Annotated in this window: 14 protein-coding genes; 6 read left to right on the forward strand and 8 right to left on the reverse strand. The window is 28.0% G+C overall.

Annotation, left to right across the window (positions count from 1 at the left end):
* Positions 1–12: 12 nt before the first annotated feature.
* From tnpA to JJC02_12905, 3 genes are all read right to left on the reverse strand, one after another.
* A complete protein-coding gene (gene tnpA, locus JJC02_12895; GenBank protein ID UDN53793.1) occupies positions 13–414 on the reverse strand; it encodes an IS200/IS605 family transposase in 402 nt (133 codons plus the stop codon).
* A gap of 302 nt (positions 415–716) precedes the next feature.
* Positions 717–2,003, reverse strand: coding sequence for an insulinase family protein (locus JJC02_12900; protein UDN53794.1), 1,287 nt, complete (start codon positions 2,001–2,003; stop codon positions 717–719).
* A 14-nt stretch (positions 2,004–2,017) separates the two neighbouring features.
* Positions 2,018–3,283, reverse strand: coding sequence for an insulinase family protein (locus JJC02_12905; GenBank protein UDN53795.1), 1,266 nt, complete (start codon positions 3,281–3,283; stop codon positions 2,018–2,020).
* A 314-nt stretch (positions 3,284–3,597) separates the two neighbouring features.
* On the opposite strand from JJC02_12905, the gene ychF reads away from it, so the two are divergent.
* On the forward strand, positions 3,598–4,695 hold the full coding sequence (gene ychF, locus JJC02_12910) for a redox-regulated ATPase YchF (GenBank protein ID UDN53796.1): 1,098 nt from the start codon (positions 3,598–3,600) through the stop codon (positions 4,693–4,695).
* 236 nt (positions 4,696–4,931) lie between these two features.
* On the opposite strand, the gene JJC02_12915 is transcribed toward ychF, so the two are convergent.
* Positions 4,932–7,211 (reverse strand): EAL domain-containing protein, encoded by a 2,280-nt coding sequence (locus tag JJC02_12915; protein ID UDN53797.1) that lies wholly within the window; start codon positions 7,209–7,211, stop codon positions 4,932–4,934.
* A 276-nt stretch (positions 7,212–7,487) separates the two neighbouring features.
* Complete coding sequence (locus JJC02_12920) at positions 7,488–8,942, reverse strand: UDP-N-acetylmuramoyl-L-alanyl-D-glutamate--2,6-diaminopimelate ligase (GenBank protein ID UDN53798.1); 1,455 nt, start codon at positions 8,940–8,942, stop codon at positions 7,488–7,490.
* A gap of 163 nt (positions 8,943–9,105) precedes the next feature.
* On the opposite strand from JJC02_12920, the gene JJC02_12925 reads away from it, so the two are divergent.
* Positions 9,106–9,975 carry an AraC family transcriptional regulator gene (locus tag JJC02_12925; GenBank protein ID UDN53799.1) on the forward strand — a complete coding sequence of 290 codons (870 nt, stop codon included), beginning with the start codon at positions 9,106–9,108 and terminating at the stop codon, positions 9,973–9,975.
* Positions 9,976–10,180: 205 nt separating this feature from the next.
* Here JJC02_12925 and JJC02_12930 read toward each other — a convergent pair whose 3' ends face one another.
* The 3 genes from JJC02_12930 to JJC02_12940 form a co-directional block, all read right to left on the reverse strand.
* Positions 10,181–12,259, reverse strand: coding sequence for a PTS transporter subunit EIIC (locus JJC02_12930; GenBank protein UDN53800.1), 2,079 nt, complete (start codon positions 12,257–12,259; stop codon positions 10,181–10,183).
* A 302-nt stretch (positions 12,260–12,561) separates the two neighbouring features.
* The gene (locus tag JJC02_12935) at positions 12,562–13,404 is read right to left on the reverse strand and encodes a PRD domain-containing protein (protein ID UDN53801.1); all 843 of its coding nucleotides are present in this window, start codon (positions 13,402–13,404) and stop codon (positions 12,562–12,564) included.
* Between the two features lie 367 nt (positions 13,405–13,771).
* Positions 13,772–14,674 (reverse strand): LysR family transcriptional regulator, encoded by a 903-nt coding sequence (locus tag JJC02_12940; GenBank protein ID UDN53802.1) that lies wholly within the window; start codon positions 14,672–14,674, stop codon positions 13,772–13,774.
* Between the two features lie 349 nt (positions 14,675–15,023).
* Between JJC02_12940 and JJC02_12945 the strand changes: the two genes are divergently transcribed.
* The 4 genes from JJC02_12945 (at position 15,024) to JJC02_12960 (ending at position 18,404) form a co-directional block, all read left to right on the forward strand.
* Positions 15,024–16,202 carry an acetyl-CoA C-acetyltransferase gene (locus tag JJC02_12945; protein ID UDN53803.1) on the forward strand — a complete coding sequence of 393 codons (1,179 nt, stop codon included), beginning with the start codon at positions 15,024–15,026 and terminating at the stop codon, positions 16,200–16,202.
* Positions 16,203–16,210: 8 nt separating this feature from the next.
* A complete protein-coding gene (locus JJC02_12950; protein ID UDN53804.1) occupies positions 16,211–16,867 on the forward strand; it encodes a CoA transferase subunit A in 657 nt (218 codons plus the stop codon).
* Positions 16,867–17,532 (forward strand): 3-oxoacid CoA-transferase subunit B, encoded by a 666-nt coding sequence (locus JJC02_12955; GenBank protein ID UDN53805.1) that lies wholly within the window; start codon positions 16,867–16,869, stop codon positions 17,530–17,532. The genes JJC02_12950 and JJC02_12955 overlap by 1 nt, the downstream gene beginning before the upstream one ends.
* Before the next feature lie 95 nt (positions 17,533–17,627).
* A complete protein-coding gene (locus tag JJC02_12960) occupies positions 17,628–18,404 on the forward strand; it encodes a 3-hydroxybutyrate dehydrogenase (GenBank protein ID UDN53806.1) in 777 nt (258 codons plus the stop codon).
* Positions 18,405–18,419: the final 15 nt, after the last annotated feature.

Raw genomic sequence — 18,419 nt, forward strand, 5'->3', positions numbered from 1 at the left:
TCACCTCACTTTCTAATATCTTGTTTTCTGATTTTCTACATATTTTTTAATAGTTTCATTGCATACATTTTCTGCTGTAGATACAAAATAACTTCTAGTCCATAAACTAGGCATTTTTGATAATTCAATAAATTCTTCTCTTAATATTTTACTTGTATAACCTTTTATATTTTTCATTATATCAGAAGGACTTAAAGTTGGAAGACTATTTAAAAACATATGTGTATGGTCTTTATCACATTCTATTGCAATAATTTCAATATCCATCTCCTTACACTTATTTTTAACCAATGTTTTAAATCTATCTTCTAAACCTTCTATATTAAATACTTTTCTTCTATATCTAGGACAGAATACAAAATGATAATTAATTAGACTAACAGTTGTTTGAGTTCTTCTATATTTATTTTCCATGTATTTATATTAACATTATACGTGTATGTGTCAATACCTTTTATACATTATTTGTTTATACACTATTTGTGCTATCCATCCCACACCTAAAGGAGTGGGCTTTCCACACTAGGTTGTAAAATTCTTTGAAATCAAAAAGATTGGTGCATGTATACACCAACCTCTTATATATTTTATTTATACTTATTAAATTTTTCAACTTAATTTATATAAATATATTTTACAAGTCTATTTCTTTTTAGAATAAATATTTAAACACACAATATAAAATTTAACTGGTTATTCTTATTATAGTTAAATTTCTATTTAGGCTCCACAATAGAAATAACACAATATTCTTCTTTAAAATGTTCCTTTAACCTTTCTTCAACTTCCTCAAAAGTAACATCTTTAATAACATCTAAATAATCCAAGATATTTATGTCCTTAAATACATAAGATATAAAACTATTTCCTATAAAGTTTATAGAATCAAAACACTTAATAAATGACCCTATTTTTTTCTTTTTAGTTCTTTCAAACTCTTCTTTTGATAATCCTTCTTTTTTTGATTTTTCTATATACTCAAGAATTATCGCTTTTACTTTTTTAGGTTCTTTAGAATCTCCAGCTATTATACTAAAAGCATAATCCACTTGAGACGAAAATCCAGCTCCAAAATTTTCATTTATTAACCCTTGCATATACAAATCTTCATAAAGCTTACTTCCTTTTTTAAATAGCATACCTACAAGAATATCAGTTACAATCTCTTTACGCAAAAGTTCTTTCCCTTTTAAACCTACATTACTATCTTTAAAACCTATATTGAACATAGGAATAGATATAGGGAATTTTTCTATAACTTCTTTTTCTTTTACACTTTCTGGTTCTTCTGGATAAAATCTCTCTATACTCTTAGAAAGTTTATCTACTTCGTAATTGTTTGATTTTTTAGTTACCTCTATAACTTTATCTACATCTAGGTCGCCAACAACAAATAAAGCCATATTCCCTGGATTATAGAAAGTGTTATAACATTTATATAGTTCTTCTTTAGTTATCTTATATATACTATCTACTGTACCAGCTATATCAATTCTAGTGGGATAATTCACATACATTGCCTTCAAACAATTAAAGTATACATTCCAATCAGGGTCATCATTGTACATTTTTATTTCTTGTGCTATTATACCTTTTTCCTTTTCAACATTTTCATCTGTAAAATAAGGCGTTTGAACATAGTCGATTAGATGTTCTAAACTTTCATAAAAATTCTCAGTAGCAGAAAATAAGTATGCTGTCATTGTAAAATTAGTAAACGCATTTGCGTTTACTCCTAATTTAGAAAATTTATCAAATGCATCTCCTCCATCAGGTTGCTCAAACATCTTATGCTCTAGAAAATGTGCAATTCCTTCATTCACTCTAATTTTTTTATCTTCCCCAATTGGTACAAATTCCAAATCATTCGAGCCATAATTAGTAGCCAAAATAGCATACTTTTTCATAAATCCTTTTTTTGGCATAAAATATACATCCAGTCCATTTTGCAATTTCTCATAATAAACTTCTTCTCTCAATATATCATTAACTATTTTTTCCATAGACATCTCCTCCATTAATTTCTTAAGAAGTATATAGTATCAAGTTCTATATTTTTTATAGCTTCAACTATATCCTTTTTAGTAACTTTTTCTATACTAGATATTATGTCCTGCACTTCAGAATTTGTCTTTGCCATAGACTGAGAAAAAACAAAATCAGACATACCACCTATATTATCAGTTATAGATTTCATAGAATTAACTAAAGCAAGTTTACTATTTTCTAATTCTTCATCAGATATATCACCTGCTTTTACACTTTCTACTTGTTCTTTTATCAATTCCACAGCTTTATCATAATCCTTAGTTTCTATACCAGATGATATAAACATGATACTTTTGTACTTCTCTATTGAGGAGAATATATAGTAGCATAAGCTTTCTTTTTCTCTTACATTAACAAATAATTTAGAGTGTGGTCCACCACCTAAGACATTAATTCCAACTACTAGAGCATAATATCTATCTGTATCTGCATAATCCACATTTGCTCTATAACCCATAACTAACTTACCTTGAGTTATTTCCATTTGTTCATCTATAACCTTTACCTCATCTACATTTTTTATAAAATCCGCTTTTGGTATATCTATAATTTCTTCTCTTTCAAACTTTAAATTTTTACTTATTATATCTAAAACTTTATCTTCATCAAAATTACCTTCTACAACTATATCTATTGGTGATGTTTTAAGTATGTTTTTATAATGTTCATATAAATCTTTTGAAGTTATACTATCTATTTCATCTTCATAACCAAATTCACTTACACTATATCTCTCACCTTTACACATAGCCTCAATACATTTATCTTGTGCATATTCTTTTTTATCATTTATTATTGACTGTATTTTTTCTCTTAAATTTTCTTTTTCAATATTTAAATATTCTTCTTTAAATCCACCATTTACAACAAGTGTGTTATTTATTACTTCATTAAAAAACTCTACTACGTCTTCAAATATACTTTCATCTAAATATTTTTCACTTATATTGATTATTTTAAAACTCAATACTTGACGTTCTCCACGTTTTACAGCATCAGCTCCCATAGATGAACCATATAAATCATCTAATTTATTGGATATTGCTCTAGCACTGGGATATTTCGCACTTCCACTTGCTATTATTGATGGTATCAGAGCATTTTTTGTAGTTTCTTTTTCATCCAATAATCTCTGAACATATAAACTTATAAGATTCGATTTAAACTTTTCTGTTTTTATCAAAGTAAGATTAATATTATTACCTAAATTTATTATTTTTTTAGTATTAACCATATGTACCTCCTATTTTCATTTAAACATCAATTTTTGAATTGAAATTTATTTATTTTTTAATTGTATACACTTGCATATAAAAACCTTCTATTTAATTATATCCTTTTTATTATTTTCTAAAAGCAATATTTTTATTTAAATTAAATACAAATATTATTTAAGTCAATATACTTTAAAGTCTAGTTTACAAGCTTGATATATATGATGTATAATTAATATGTATGCCTATAATTAAAACAATTTTGTAATCCCACAGATTGATTGTTTAAAGTTATATAAAGAATATAAAAAGAATAAGAGAGAGGACGATTAATATGAAATTAGGTATAGTTGGTTTACCGAATGTAGGTAAAAGCACACTATTTAACGCAATAACTCAAGCAGGTGCAGAATCTGCAAACTACCCTTTTTGTACAATAGACCCAAACGTTGGTGTTGTATCTGTTCCAGATGAAAGATTAAACAAATTACAAGAATTATATAATTCTGAAAAAATAGTTCCTACTGCTATAGAATTTTGTGACATAGCTGGTTTGGTCAGAGGTGCTTCTAAAGGAGAAGGTTTAGGAAATAAATTTTTATCACATATAAGAGAAGTTGATGCAATAGTACATGTTGTTAGATGCTTTGAGGATGAAAATGTTGTACATGTAGACGGTTCTGTAGACCCACTTCGTGATATAGAAACTATAAACTTAGAATTAATTTTCTCTGATATAGAAATTCTTGAAAGAAGAATTCATAAAACTCAAAAAGCTGCTAAAGCTGATAAAACTTTAGGTTCTGAACTTGATTTATTAAAATCAATTATGGCTACTTTAGAGGAAAGTAAGTGTGTAAGAACTATGCAATTTACAGAAGATGAACAAACATTCGTAAATTCATTGGATTTACTTACATCTAAACCTGTAATATATGCTTCAAATGTATCTGAAGATGATTTGGCAGATAATGGAGAAAATAATAAATATGTTCAACAAGTTAAAGCATTTGCAGAAACAGAGGATGCTGAAGTTGTTGTTGTATGTGCACAAATAGAAGCAGAAATTTCTGAGCTTGATTCTGCTGAAGAAAAGAAAGAGTTTTTAGAGACATTAGGTCTTGAACAGTCAGGGCTTGATAAACTTATAAAATCATCTTATGCTTTACTTGGTTTAATTTCATTCTTAACTGCTGGTCCAAAAGAAGTTAGAGCATGGACTATAAAAGTTGGAAGTAAAGCACCTCAAGCAGGAGGAAAGATACATTCTGATATAGAAAGAGGATTTATCAGAGCTGAAACAATAGCTTTTAATGATTTAGTTGAGCATGGTACTATGGCCGCTGCTAAAGAAAAAGGATTGGTTAAATTGGAAGGCAAAGAATACATAGTTAAAGATGGAGATGTGATATTATTTAGATTTAATGTTTAAAATGATTAATCGTATAAACTTTGACTATTGTAAGTATTATGATTAAATGATTATAGTTATAATAATAAAATTTTTTATTATCTTGTAATAATAATATATTTTTTTTAAAAGAGAGAGTTATTCCAAATGATTTATAATAATCACAATGAAAAACTCTCTTTTTTATATGAAAAAGTGAACATTAATTAACAAAGTTCACTTTTTATAAATTTTTATGTTATGTTTTGTAGATTTATTTAATTTATTTCTTTTCCTTTTACACTATATCTATCTAATATTAATTTTTCATATTCTCCTATTGGCATTGGTCTAGCAAATAAAAATCCTTGAGCCATATCACAACCTATAAATCTTAAAAACTCTGCTTGATCTAAGGTTTCAACCCCTTCTGAAACAACTTTTATATCAAGTTGCTTTGCCATTTGAACAATACTTGAAACTACAATTTGGCTCTTCTTTGTATCTCCAACTGTTATAAAGAATTGTCTATCCAATTTTAATACATCAATTGGCATATCTTTAAGCATATTTAAAGAAGAGTAACCTGAACCAAAATCATCCATAGAAATTCTAAATCCAACAGTTTTCAAAGTATGCATTATTTTAAATAATATTTTTGTGTTATCAAAAATTGCACTTTCTGTCAATTCAATCTCAATTAAATTTGGTTCAATTCCATATTTTTTTGTTATGTTTTTAAGCTCAGATATAAAACCTGGATTCTCAAGATGTACTCTTGATAAATTTATTGATATAGGAAATATAGGTAAGTTTTCATTCTCCCAACGTTTGATATTTTTACAAACTTGAGTAAATACAAACATATCTAATTCTGTTATAAAACCATTTTTCTCAAAAATGGGAATAAATACACCTGGACTTATTAATCCCTTTTTAGGATGTTGCCAACGTACAAGGGCTTCAGCACCTACAATTTTAGTAGTTGACAACTCAATTTTAGGTTGTAAGTAAACTTCAAATTGCTTATTTTTTAAAGCATCATGCATTTCTTGTTCAATATCACGTTCTTCTATGAGAATTTCTTTTAAATTTTCGGCATAAATCTCATAAACTTTTAAATATTTTCTTTTTACTGCAGTTTTTGCAATCATGGCTTTATCAAGACAAGTAGAAATATTTGTTTCTTCATCTTCAACAAAATATACACCTATAGATGGAATTAAATTGAGTTCTACTCCCAAACTTGTTTTTATCATTGACAACCTCTTACGTATAAGTTCACATATTTCTATAATTGACTCCCCATCCTTTTTCTTTTCAAATATTATAGCAAAATTGTCATTTGAAATTCTTGAAAATACAGATTGCTCTTTAAATATATTCTTAATTATATCTGCTATTTCTTTTAATACTCTATCTCCTTCTTCATACCCAAACCTATCATTTACTAGCTTAAACTTATCTACATCGAAATAAATTAAAACTAGATTTTTTTTGTCATGAGAGGATAAAAACTTTCCTCCTTCAAGATTAAATTTATTTGAATTGCCAATACCTGTAATGTTATCCTTAAAAGCAAAGTCTTCTAATTTTTCCTTACTCTCTTTTTGTATAAATAATATATAAATTGTTAATGCCGTAAATATTATAATCAAGGCTACACATGCTGATAATGTAAGCTTTATAATAGCATATGATTTTGCAGATATAGCAGTTTTAGGAACTTCAGAAAAAAGATACCAACCATTGATTCCTATTGGGGCATAACTTAAATAATATCCACTTCCAGACATATTATAACTTAATGAACCTGATTTAAAGTTTTTTATATTTGACTTCATATCATTAAGGGTAGATTTTGATAGTACATAACTTTTGTCAATGTAAGAAAATAAATTTTCTTTAGTAGAATTGGCGTTTTTACTACTTGGATTTAAAACAATATCACCATTACTATTAGTTATATAAGAATATCCTTTTCCATTAAATGTAGGTACAGAAAGTATTTTTTCATACAGCTTTGTGCTATGTGTAGCAAATATAACTCCTTTAACCTCATTATCTTCATAAATTGGTACAGAATACACATTAATATCACTATTGGTATTTTTATCATTTTCTATTACATCTTTTAACTTTCCTGTTATAACCACTTCTCCTTGCATTGATTTTAAGAAATAGTCTCTTTTAGATAAGTCTCCTATATAACCATCTGTGGTGTATGCTGTACCATTTGGTAAAATAACTCCCATTCTTTTGAATGAACTATTAACAGCTTCTCTTTTCAGTATAGAAAGGATACTATCTACCTCAAAAGACTTTTCTCCTTCAATAAATATTGAAATTGACTCTAGTAACCTTATATCTCCATTAATTTGTTTTTTTAATACATTTACGCTTTGATTTGCTATTTCTGAAAGATATTGATTCGTTTCTTCACCTAATGTCTTATTCAACCTTGAACCATAAATCAAACAGGAAATTGTAATTACTAAGATACTTATGACAGCAATTATGGACAAACCATGCCTATTATTTTTTGCATCACTTAACATTATGCTTCCTGCCTTTCTAGAACCTGTATGTATATAATTATTATCTTATGTCAATTATTGTAAGCATTTTATAATGATACTTATTTTTCCATATTTACTGTAATTATACAAAATTATAAACCTTATTACAATAATAAATTAATTAATGTGGATATTAGAATTTATATTATCATATTATCTATTTTACAATAATTTCCATATAGAAAATAAGAATGTAATATCAAAATAAAGTTTGATATTACATTCTTAAGTGACACATTTTATTGAACTCTCATATTACATTTTACTTAAATATTCACCTGCAACCTCTTTATCATCAAAATGATGCTTAACTTTACCTATAATTTGATAATTTTCATGTCCCTTGCCTGTTATAATCACAACATCATCTTTTTTTGCCATACCTATAGCTTTTGCTATAGCCTGTTTTCTATCAACAACAATATGATAATTTTCTTTTTTCTTATCAATTCCTTCAAGTATATCTTTTATTATTGCTTCTGGCTCTTCGGTTCTTGGATTATCAGAAGTTATAATACATAAATCAGAATATTTTTGTCCAATTGCTCCCATCAAAGGTCTCTTTTCAGTATCTCTATCTCCACCACATCCAAATACAGAAATTATTTTTCCTTCTGCAAATTGTTGAGTTGTCTTTAGTACATTTTCAAGTGCATCAGGAGTATGAGCATAGTCTACAATTACACTTATACCTTTATCATTTGGAACTGTTTCAAATCTTCCTGATACTCCATTAGAAAGTCTAAGACCTTCTTTATATACTGGCTTAGGTATGCCAAGTACATAACAAGCAGCTATAACTGCTAAAGTATTATATACTGTAAACATTCCTGGAACTGGTATAAATATAACTTCTTCATACGAAGGCGTTATCAATCTATAAGATACTCCATCTGAATCTGATTTTATATCTCTAGCCATAAAATCAGCTTTAGTATCAACACCATAAGTGTAACAAGGTACATTTATATCTTTTATATTTTCGTATATCTTTTTTCCACCTTCATCATCTATGTTTATTATATTTGCCATAGTAGTCTTAAAAAATAATTTTTCTTTGGCTTTTCTATAATCCTCTAAATCTTCATGAAAGTCTAAATGGTCTGGTGTTAAATTCGTAAATATGCCTAGCTTAAAGTCTGTTTCATCAACTCTATTTAATGCCAATGAGTGTGATGAAACTTCCATTGCACAGTAGTCACATCCATTATCCAACATATTATTAAAATGATATTGTAAATCTATACTTTCTGGAGTTGTTGAATTAGAAACAATGTCTTTTTTTCCATCAAAAATTTTTATAGTCCCTATAAGACCAACTTTATTTTTATTTAAAGTTAATATCTCATTTAGTATAGTAGTTATACTGGTTTTTCCGTTAGTACCTGTAACTCCTATAACATTAAATTTCTGAGATGGATGATTGTAAAAATTATCAGCTATTTTTGCCATATCTTTTCTTGTATCTTTTACCTTTATAAATGTATATCCTTTTATTTCTACATCTTCTTCAATAATAAAGGCTCTTGCTCCCTTTTCTATGGCATCTTTTATATACTTATGACCATCTGATACAAATCCTTTTATACATATAAATAATGTACCTTCTGTGACCTTTCTTGAATCATATTGTACATTATTAATATCTATATTTAATTCACCTTTGACATTGATTATATCCAACCCCTGTATAATATCATTTAGTTTCATAAATGCTTTCCTCCCTTTAAACTCTTTCTGCTAAAATTACACTACATATAATATTATATTAAGAATTTTTTACTATGTGAATGGTTAAAAATGCTTGAAATATTGCAAAAAATGCTCTATAATTTTCTATAATATAACTGAGGAAAGGTCTTTTATAAAAACTATGGATAATAAAATCGGGTACTTAAATGATAACTTTAAAATATTTAATATTAGAGATAAAAAAGATATAAAATTTGAATACCATAATCACGATTTTAATAAGATAATTATATTTATAAATGGAAATGTAACTTATTTTGTTGAAGGTATTCCTTATAAACTAAAACCATGGGATATACTTTTTATCAGCAATAATGAAATCCATAAACCAGTTATAGATTCAAATGTATTTTATGAAAGAATTGCAATATGGATTAGCCCAGAATTTATGAAAAAAAATAGTGATACTACTAGTGATTTAGAAAAATGTTTTAAAATAGCTACAGAAAATAAATGTAATAGATTGCGTTTAAATATACATGATATTGAATCCATTAAGACTTTTATTGAACAAATAAATATTTCTGAATCCAATACTGAATTTGGAAATGAAATATTGAGAAATGCATTATTTATACAACTTATGATATTCTTAAACAGAATTTTCCTAAAAAATGAAAATATAGAATCAACAGAAGATGTTTTTTATGATGAGACTATTAAGAAAGTATTAAACTATATAAATTCAAATATAGATAATAAACTTTCAATAGATAGTATATCTTCAGAATTTTTTATAAGCAAATACTATCTTATGAGAAAATTTAAATCTCATACTGGAACATCCATACACAATTATATAGTGCAAAAAAGATTAATTTTGGCAAAATCACTAATAATTAATGGTCATCTTATGAGTGAAGTTTGTAGTAAATGCGGATTCAACGATTATTCTAGTTTTGTAAGGGCATTTAAAAAATACTATGGTGTATCTCCTAAAAATTATATAAACAATAAAAATCCTTTAGATGTTACTCTTTTAGATGAATAAACAATTCATGTAAATTTTATTTTGATAAAAACTTGAGGTATTAGTATATTTTTCTTACTAATACCTCAAGTTTACTAATATTTCAAAATATAAGTTTATATATTTCTATCACTTAAAACATATATTAACTAAATTGGATATTAACTAAACCTATTCATATATATTTATTAAATTTAACATAAATTTTAATTACATTATCATGTATCTATCCTATTTTTTCAATATCATCTCTTAATATACTCACTCGATTTTCCTCTTTTGCTGTAGTTATTCCTTTTTTAATATTTAATTTCTGATTTTGCTCTAAATTCGTAAATACTACAGGACTTATAGTTGATAGACCATTTTTCTCAATATACTCTAAGTCCATTTTAACTAACTTTTCTCCTGCTTTGACTTCATCTCCTACATTCACGAATACTTCAAATCCATTTCCTTCTAAGTTTACAGTTTCTATACCTAAGTGTATAAGTATTTCTACTCCACTTTTGTTAGATTTTATTATTATTGCATGTTTGGTTGGAAATATAACTCCAATAGTTCCATCAACTGGTGAATAGATTAATCCATCACTAGATTTAATTGCAAAGCCATCACCCATCAATTTGCTTGAAAATACAGAGTCTGGCACTTCTTCTATATCTAATATCTCTCCATTTGTTAGTGAATAAATCTCTTCTTCTAATAAAGTATCTACTATCTTGTCAACCTCTGTATTATTTTTTTTCATTTTATTTTTATCAATATTTTTATTAGCAGTATTTTCAACCTTTGTTTTTCCCTCTATTATATCTTTTATATCAGACTTTATTGCATCCGATTTTGGTCCAAATATAGCTTGAACATTGTTCCCAATAACCATAACACCTGCTGCTCCAAGTGATTTTAATTTTTCTTTATCTACTTTATCTATATCATTTACAACCAATCTAAGTCTTGTTATACAAGCATCTAGACTCTTTAGATTTTCTTTATTTCCTAAAGCAATTAAAATCTTTGATGCTAACTCATTTTTAGACATCTCAATAGCCTCAATATTAGTTTCTGACTCATCTTCTCTTCCTGGTGTCTTTAAGTTAAACCTTCTTATCATAAATCTAAATACACTATAGTATAATACTGCAAATCCAAGACCTACTAAAATAGCTAAGTACCATGGAGTTCTATTAGGAAGAACACCAAATAACAAGAAGTCTATTAATCCTCCTGAGAATGTAAAACCAATTTTAACACCTAATAGTTGCATAACTGCATATGATAAACCTGAAAATAGACAATGTACTGCAAATAATGCTGGTGCAACAAATAAAAATGCAAATTCTATTGGTTCAGTTATTCCTGTTAAAAAAGAAGTCAATGCTGCTGATGCCATTATTCCTGCTACAAATTTTTTCTTTTCTGGTTTTGCTTCATGCACCATAGCAAGAGCTGCTGCTGGAAGTCCAAACATCATAAATGGAAATGCTCCTGCCATAAAAGTACCTGCTGTGAAATTTACTCCATCTTTAAGTTGAGCAAAGAATATCTTTTGGTCACCCATTACAAGCTCACCAGCTTTATTTACATATTCTCCAAATTGATACCAAAATGGATTATGGAAAACATGATGTAAACCAAATGGTATTAATAGTCTTTCTAAAGAACCTTCCATAAATGCTGCTAGTGTTTGATTTGCTTCTATAACATTTTTTGAAAAACTAAGTAATCCCTCTTGTATTGGTGGCCAAACAAAAGCTAATATAATTCCTATTGCTATAGAAGCTAATGAAGTAACGATTGGCACAAATCTTTTACCTGCAAAAAAACCTAAGTACTGAGGTAATTCAATTTTATAAAACTTTTTGTAAAGATAAGCAGCCACTATCCCTATAATAATACCACCAAATACTCCTGTTTGAATTGTTGGTATTCCAACAATACTTGCATACATAGAATTATCTATCATATTTTCTGTAACACCCGCCATGACACCCATAGATGTATTAAGAATTAAAAAACCTACTATGGCTGCCAATGCTGCAACACCTTCTCCTTCAGTCAAACCAACAGCTACCCCAACTGCAAATATAAGTGGTAAGTTATTAAATATAATTTGACCTGAACTTTCCATTATACTTATTATAAGTTGAAATGTAGGATTCGCCAAAGCTGGAAAATGAGCCAACAACGCGTCTCCTGCTAAAGCATTACTCACACCAAGCAATATACCTGCTGCTGGAAGTAATGCAACTGGTAGCATTAGAGATTTTCCTACCTTTTGTAAAACACCAAATATTTTTTTCATTTACTTTTCTCCCCTTATTATTTTATATTTTTTTAAATAAAAAAGACTTAAGTTTATAAAAAATTACATTAGTACACTTAATCCTAAAATAAAATTTATGCTAATATAAATAGACCTATATTAACTTAATCTTAGAATTAAAAATAAACTATTATAATTTTTTTATAAACATAAGTCTTGCCTGCATTATCAGTAACAATCTTAATGTTTTAAAATTATTATTTGATATTAAATTTTAAACAATATATTAAAATTAAACATAATATATTAAACTCATATACTTTGCATTAAATTACTCTTCATTATAAATTTAATACAGATATAACTCTTTTGATATGTAATGTTAAATAAAGTAGTTCATCTTGACTTACATAGTAATCATAATTATTTTCTACATGAGTTTTTATTTTATATGCACAATTATAATCTTTTTCATACTTTACTTTGATTATATCTACAATTTCATTATTTGTATCATTGATTTCCTCTCTTTTTACTAATCGATTTGCAAAAAATTTTAAATGAGTAAGAAGCCTATCATAATTTATATCATCTTCTTTAAATTCAACTCTATAGTAGTATCTTATAATATTGAGTATGTCTTTTACAATTTTAGTAATTAACAGTGATTCTTTTGAACTTCCTTTATAATTTGAGTTTACTATATGCATTGCTATAAAACCAGCTTCATCTAATGGAAATTCCACATTAAATTCTCTATTTATATAGTCTACAGCCCATTTACCAATCTCGTATTCTTTTTTATGAATCCTTTTTATCTCATGTAGTAAATCATTCTTTATAGTTATATTTTCATTATACCTTTTAATTGCAAATGCAATATGGTCAGTAAGTGCCACATAAATATATTCATAAAGTTCAGTATTCAAAATGTTTTCTGCATAAGCAATTATATCTGTGCTAATCTCAAAAAACTTCTCATCAACCTGGCTTGCTAGTTTTCCAATTTTATCTACAAAACTTTCATCTTGTATTACAAAAGTTCTTTCAATTTTACTTTCGTCTATTTCTTGACCTTTCTTTTTTTGAAACCCAATTCCACATCCTGTTAGTATTAATTCTTTTTTTATATTTTCATCTAGAACTAATACAACATTATTATTATAAATTTGTTGAATAATCATAATCAATATCTCTCCCAAAATACAAATTCCCTTATTCATAAAAAAACACCTAAATTAAGATACAATTCACCTGTATATCTTAACTTAGGTATTGCCTGCTTTCCAGTAACAATCCAGTTTGTTAATAATCATAAATATTGTATTCAATTTATGATTTTATTCTATTATAAATAAATATATATGTCAAGTAAATTATTGAAAACTATTTCCTATTTTTTTAAATAAATGTTTTATAGATTCTAGTTTTAGATAACTATCTACATTAAGTAGAATATGTTATCCCTTAATTAATATGTAGTTGAAAAATTAATAGTTCACTTTAAATAAGATTGAAATTTTTCATTTTTTTCGTTATTTTAATAACATATTATAAATTCTTTTTATTAAAGAAATCTATAATAAATTTAAATACATACTGGTCCACATGGCTATAACGTTCTTTTTTAGGTCTACATAGTACAACTTTCCACGTAATAGGATGATTAAATGGTTTTTCTATAATTTTACTATTTTCAAAGAAGTCATGGACTGGTGATGGTAAAATGGTTATAAAATCAGAATTTGTAGTTGATAGCAATAAAAAATCCCATGAGCCAGACATAATATACCTTTTTAACTTAACATTTTCATCAGCGAACTTTTGTATTAGTTTATGGTGTATCATAAAAGTGGGGTTAAATATTGCAAGTAACTGCTCATTCAAATCATTCCAATCTATCTTATTTTTTTTAGCAAGTGGATGATTTACATTTAAAAAGGCTGTTAGTTCATCTTCTTGAAGTACATGTTCTGTTACCACACTTTTATCAATTTTATGTGGATGTAATAGTACTGCATAATCTAATTCTTGTAAGATAAGCATCCTACTTAAATCATATGCTCCCTTCTCTACTATATCAAATTCTATATCTGGATTGTTTGCAACTAACTGTGCAACTACATCTGAAAAGGCTATTCCAAGTATAAGCGGAGGTATTCCTATTCTAACTTTTCCCTTAAATTGAACTGAATCTTCTCTTAAATCTTCCATCATATTTTTGTATTCATTTATAATATGTTCTGCATTTACATAAAATCTTTCTCCTGCTGGTGTTAATCCATTTAATCTGCCTTTATACCTTTCAAATAAATACACATCTTCACACTCTTCAAAATTTTTTATAATTTGACTTAGTGCTGGTTGGGATATATGGAGTGTCTTAGACGCTATTGACAAATTAAAACCAGACTTAACTATCTCAACAAAATATTTTAACTGTTTTATATCCATTTTAAACCACCTTTCTTAAAAGTATAGTTTAGATTATATTTTTTCTTATAAGAACATTTTATAGGAAAATCAACATAATTTCATTAATATTTTAACAAAATATTTTTCTAAATCTTCTCTAAATTTTTATCCTATAAATTTTTCTTATACACTATATAAAAAATTAGACTTAGACAAAACGCTTTTTTCGCCGTAATCTATAATTAGAAACAGGAAAACCTAAAGCATTAGGAATAAAAATAATTGAAATACTTAAAAACAAGCTTGTATTAAAAGTAAATTATAGAGTTCCTTAATTTTTTTATTCAGAAAATTTTTAATTATCATTCAAGAAAGGTAACTATTAGATATGAAAGATGTAGTAATCGTATCAGCAGTCAGAACACCTATAGGAAGTTTCGGAGGAGTATTTAAAAATACCTCTGCTGTTCAACTTGGAACTATAGCTGTTAAAGAAGCGATATCACGTGTAGGGCTTAATTTATCTGAAATAGATGAAGTAATAATTGGAAATGTACTTCAAGCAGGACTTGGACAGAATGTTGCTAGACAAATTGCCATAAATTCAGGTATACCAAATGCTGTCCCAAGTTATACAGTAAATAAATTGTGTGGTTCAGGGCTTAAAAGTGTTCAGCTAGCTGCTCAATCAATCACATCTGGTGAAAATGATGTAGTCATTGCAGGTGGCACTGAAAATATGAGCCAAGCTCCTTATATTGTTCCAACTGCCCGTTTTGGTAATAAAATGGGAGACATAACTATGGTAGATAGTATGTTAACAGATGGTCTTATTGATGCTTTTAATCAATATCACATGGGAATAACTGCAGAAAATATTGCAACTAAATTTGAATTTACTAGAGAAATGCAAGATAAATTAGCATTAGAAAGTCAAAATAAAGCTGAGAAAGCTATAAAAAACAATCGTTTTAAAGAGGAAATCGTTCCAGTAGATGTTTTAATACGTCGTGGAAAAATGGAAACTGTTGACACAGATGAATATCCTAAATTAGGTATTACATTTGAAGATTTATCTAAACTTAAGCCTGCATTCAAAAAAGATGGTACTGTAACAGCTGGAAATGCATCTGGTATTAATGATGGTGCAGCTATGTTGATATTAATGAGCCAACAAAAAGCAGACGAACTAGGAATTAGACCACTTGCTAAAATAAAATCATATGCATCAGCTGGTGTTGAACCTGAAATAATGGGTACTGGTCCAATCCCTGCAACTAAAAAAGCATTAGAAAAAGTTGGGCTTAATATCAATGATATAGACTTAATAGAAGCAAATGAAGCATTCGCTGCTCAAGCATTAGCTGTCAAAAATGAACTTCAAATAGATTCATCAAAGTTAAATGTTAATGGCGGTGCAATAGCATTAGGACATCCAATAGGGGCAAGTGGTGCTAGAATACTTGTTACTCTAATTTATGAAATGCAAAAACGTAAAGCTGAAACTGGTCTTGCAACACTTTGTATTGGTGGTGGTCAAGGAATATCAATGGTGGTTTCACGATAGGAGGAAATATGAATAAAATAGTTAGCATCGATGAAGCTCTATCTCATGTAAAAGATGGAGATACAATAATGGTTGGTGGATTCATGGCTAATGGTTCACCAGAAAATTTAATTGATTATTTATGTAGTAAAAATATAAAAGATTTGACACTAATTTGTAATGATACTGGCTTTATTGACAAAGGTGTTGGCAAAATGGTTGTAAATAAGCAATTCAAAAAGATAATTGCCTCTCACATAGGATTAAATAAAGAAACTGGAAGACAAATGAACAGCAATGAAACAGACGTTGAATTAGTTCCTCAAGGCACTCTTGCTGAACAAATACGTGCAGCTGGTTATGGTTTGGGAGGTATACTAACACCTACTGGTATTGGTACTCTTGTTGAAGAAGGAAAACAAAAAATTGTTGTTGATGATAAAGAATACCTTCTTGAAAAACCACTTCATGCAGATATTGCTCTTCTATTTGCATCAAAAGTTGATAAGGCAGGTAATCTAGTTTATAAGGGTTCTATGAACAATTTTAATAATTTAATGGCTTCTGCTGCCAAAATTACAATAGTTGAAGCAGATAAAATCGTTGAAATTGGTGATATTGACCCAAATGAAGTTAATACACCAGGTATTTTTGTGAATTACATCGTTGAAGGAGGTAATTTATAATGAATAAATTAGAAATGCAAGAATATATTGCAAACAGAGTATCTAAGGAATTAAAAGATGGTTCTGTTGTAAATCTTGGTATAGGTTTACCAACCAAAGTAGCAAATTATATTCCAGATGATGTAAACGTTATCTTACAATCTGAAAATGGTTTCTTGGGTTTAGGAGCAGCTGAAGATGGACATTCAAGTGATGAAACTATTGTAAATGCAGGTGGTCAACCAGTTACTATACTTCCTGGAGGGTGTTTCTTTGATAGTGCTACTTCTTTTGGAATAATCAGAGGAGGTCATGTTGATATAACTGTTCTTGGTGCCCTTCAAGTTGACAAATATGGTAACATAGCAAATTATATGATTCCAGGTAAGATGGTTCCAGGTATGGGTGGAGCTATGGACCTAGTAACTGGAGCTAAGAAGGTTATTGTAGCAATGGAACATACTTCAAAAGGTTCAGCAAAAATATTAAATAGTTGTACTCTTCCACTTACTGCAACAAACGCTGTAGATTTGATAGTTACTGAAATGGGAGTTATGGAAGTAACATCAGATGGAATTTTACTTAAGGAAATAAATCCAGCTTTCACATTGGACGATGTTATTTCTGCTACTGAAGCACCTTTAATATTATCAGATTCATTGAATGGAAGCACATCTGTTGTTTAAGGTAATTAAAACTAGAAAATAAAAATGTATTAGATATAAATTTATATTACTTAAAATATTAATATAAAAATAAAACAAAATTGGAGGAAATAAAAATGGTTAAAGACAAAGTTGTATTCGTAACAGGAGCTGCAAGTGGAATAGGTAAGCAAATAGCTGAATCATTCTTAAAAAATGGTGCTAAAGTAATGTTCTCTGATATAAATCAAGAAGCCTTAAATAAGGCTACAGCAGAGTTACAAAAAGAAGGTTATGATTGCATGAATGTAAAGTGTGATGTAACTAAAGAAGAAGAAATTAACCACGCTATAGACAAAACTGTTGAAAAATATGGCAGATTAGATATATTAATAAATAACGCTGGGCTTCAACACGTTTCTATGATAGAAGATTTCCCAACTGACAAATTTGAATTTATGATAAAAATAATGCTAACAGCACCTTTTATAGCTACTAAAAAAGCGTTCCCTATAATGAAAAAACAAGGTTTCGGTCGTATAATAAATATGGCTTCAATCAATGGTGTAATAGGATTTGCTGGCAAGGCTGCTTATAACTCAGCAAAGCATGGGCTTATAGGATTAACAAAGGTTGCTGCTCTTGAAGCTGCTGATTCTGGTATAACAGTTAATGCTTTATGCCCTGGATATGTAGACACTCCACTTGTCAGAGGTCAGTTTAATGACCTTTCAAAAACTCGTAATATACCATTAGAAAATGTCTTAGAAGAGGTTTTATACCCACTTGTACCACAAAAACGCCTATTAGATGTCCAAGAAATTGCCGATTATGCTATGTTCTTAGCAAGTGATAAGGCTAAGGGTATTACAGGACAAGCTTGCCTTCTAGATGGAGGATATACTGCACAATAGTTATTATATTTAGGG

It is taken from the genome of Clostridioides sp. ES-S-0054-01 (assembly GCA_021561035.1).
GTDB lineage: Bacteria > Bacillota > Clostridia > Peptostreptococcales > Peptostreptococcaceae > Clostridioides.

What these genes read in the sequence shown, in the direction of transcription:
- JJC02_12950 (UDN53804.1), top strand. Translation starts at nt 16,211, where the DNA reads ATGAATAAAATAGTTAGCATCGATGAAGCTCTATCTCATGTAAAAGAT.
- ychF (UDN53796.1), top strand. Translation starts at nt 3,598, where the DNA reads ATGAAATTAGGTATAGTTGGTTTACCGAATGTAGGTAAAAGCACACTA.
- JJC02_12955 (UDN53805.1), top strand. Translation starts at nt 16,867, where the DNA reads ATGAATAAATTAGAAATGCAAGAATATATTGCAAACAGAGTATCTAAG.
- JJC02_12900 (UDN53794.1), bottom strand. Translation starts at nt 2,003, where the DNA reads ATGGAAAAAATAGTTAATGATATATTGAGAGAAGAAGTTTATTATGAG.
- JJC02_12935 (UDN53801.1), bottom strand. Translation starts at nt 13,404, where the DNA reads ATGATTATTCAACAAATTTATAATAATAATGTTGTATTAGTTCTAGAT.
- tnpA (UDN53793.1), bottom strand. Translation starts at nt 414, where the DNA reads ATGGAAAATAAATATAGAAGAACTCAAACAACTGTTAGTCTAATTAAT.
- JJC02_12930 (UDN53800.1), bottom strand. Translation starts at nt 12,259, where the DNA reads ATGAAAAAAATATTTGGTGTTTTACAAAAGGTAGGAAAATCTCTAATG.
- JJC02_12905 (UDN53795.1), bottom strand. Translation starts at nt 3,283, where the DNA reads ATGGTTAATACTAAAAAAATAATAAATTTAGGTAATAATATTAATCTT.
- JJC02_12945 (UDN53803.1), top strand. Translation starts at nt 15,024, where the DNA reads ATGAAAGATGTAGTAATCGTATCAGCAGTCAGAACACCTATAGGAAGT.
- JJC02_12925 (UDN53799.1), top strand. Translation starts at nt 9,106, where the DNA reads ATGGATAATAAAATCGGGTACTTAAATGATAACTTTAAAATATTTAAT.
- JJC02_12915 (UDN53797.1), bottom strand. Translation starts at nt 7,211, where the DNA reads ATGTTAAGTGATGCAAAAAATAATAGGCATGGTTTGTCCATAATTGCT.
- JJC02_12960 (UDN53806.1), top strand. Translation starts at nt 17,628, where the DNA reads ATGGTTAAAGACAAAGTTGTATTCGTAACAGGAGCTGCAAGTGGAATA.
- JJC02_12940 (UDN53802.1), bottom strand. Translation starts at nt 14,674, where the DNA reads ATGGATATAAAACAGTTAAAATATTTTGTTGAGATAGTTAAGTCTGGT.
- JJC02_12920 (UDN53798.1), bottom strand. Translation starts at nt 8,942, where the DNA reads ATGAAACTAAATGATATTATACAGGGGTTGGATATAATCAATGTCAAA.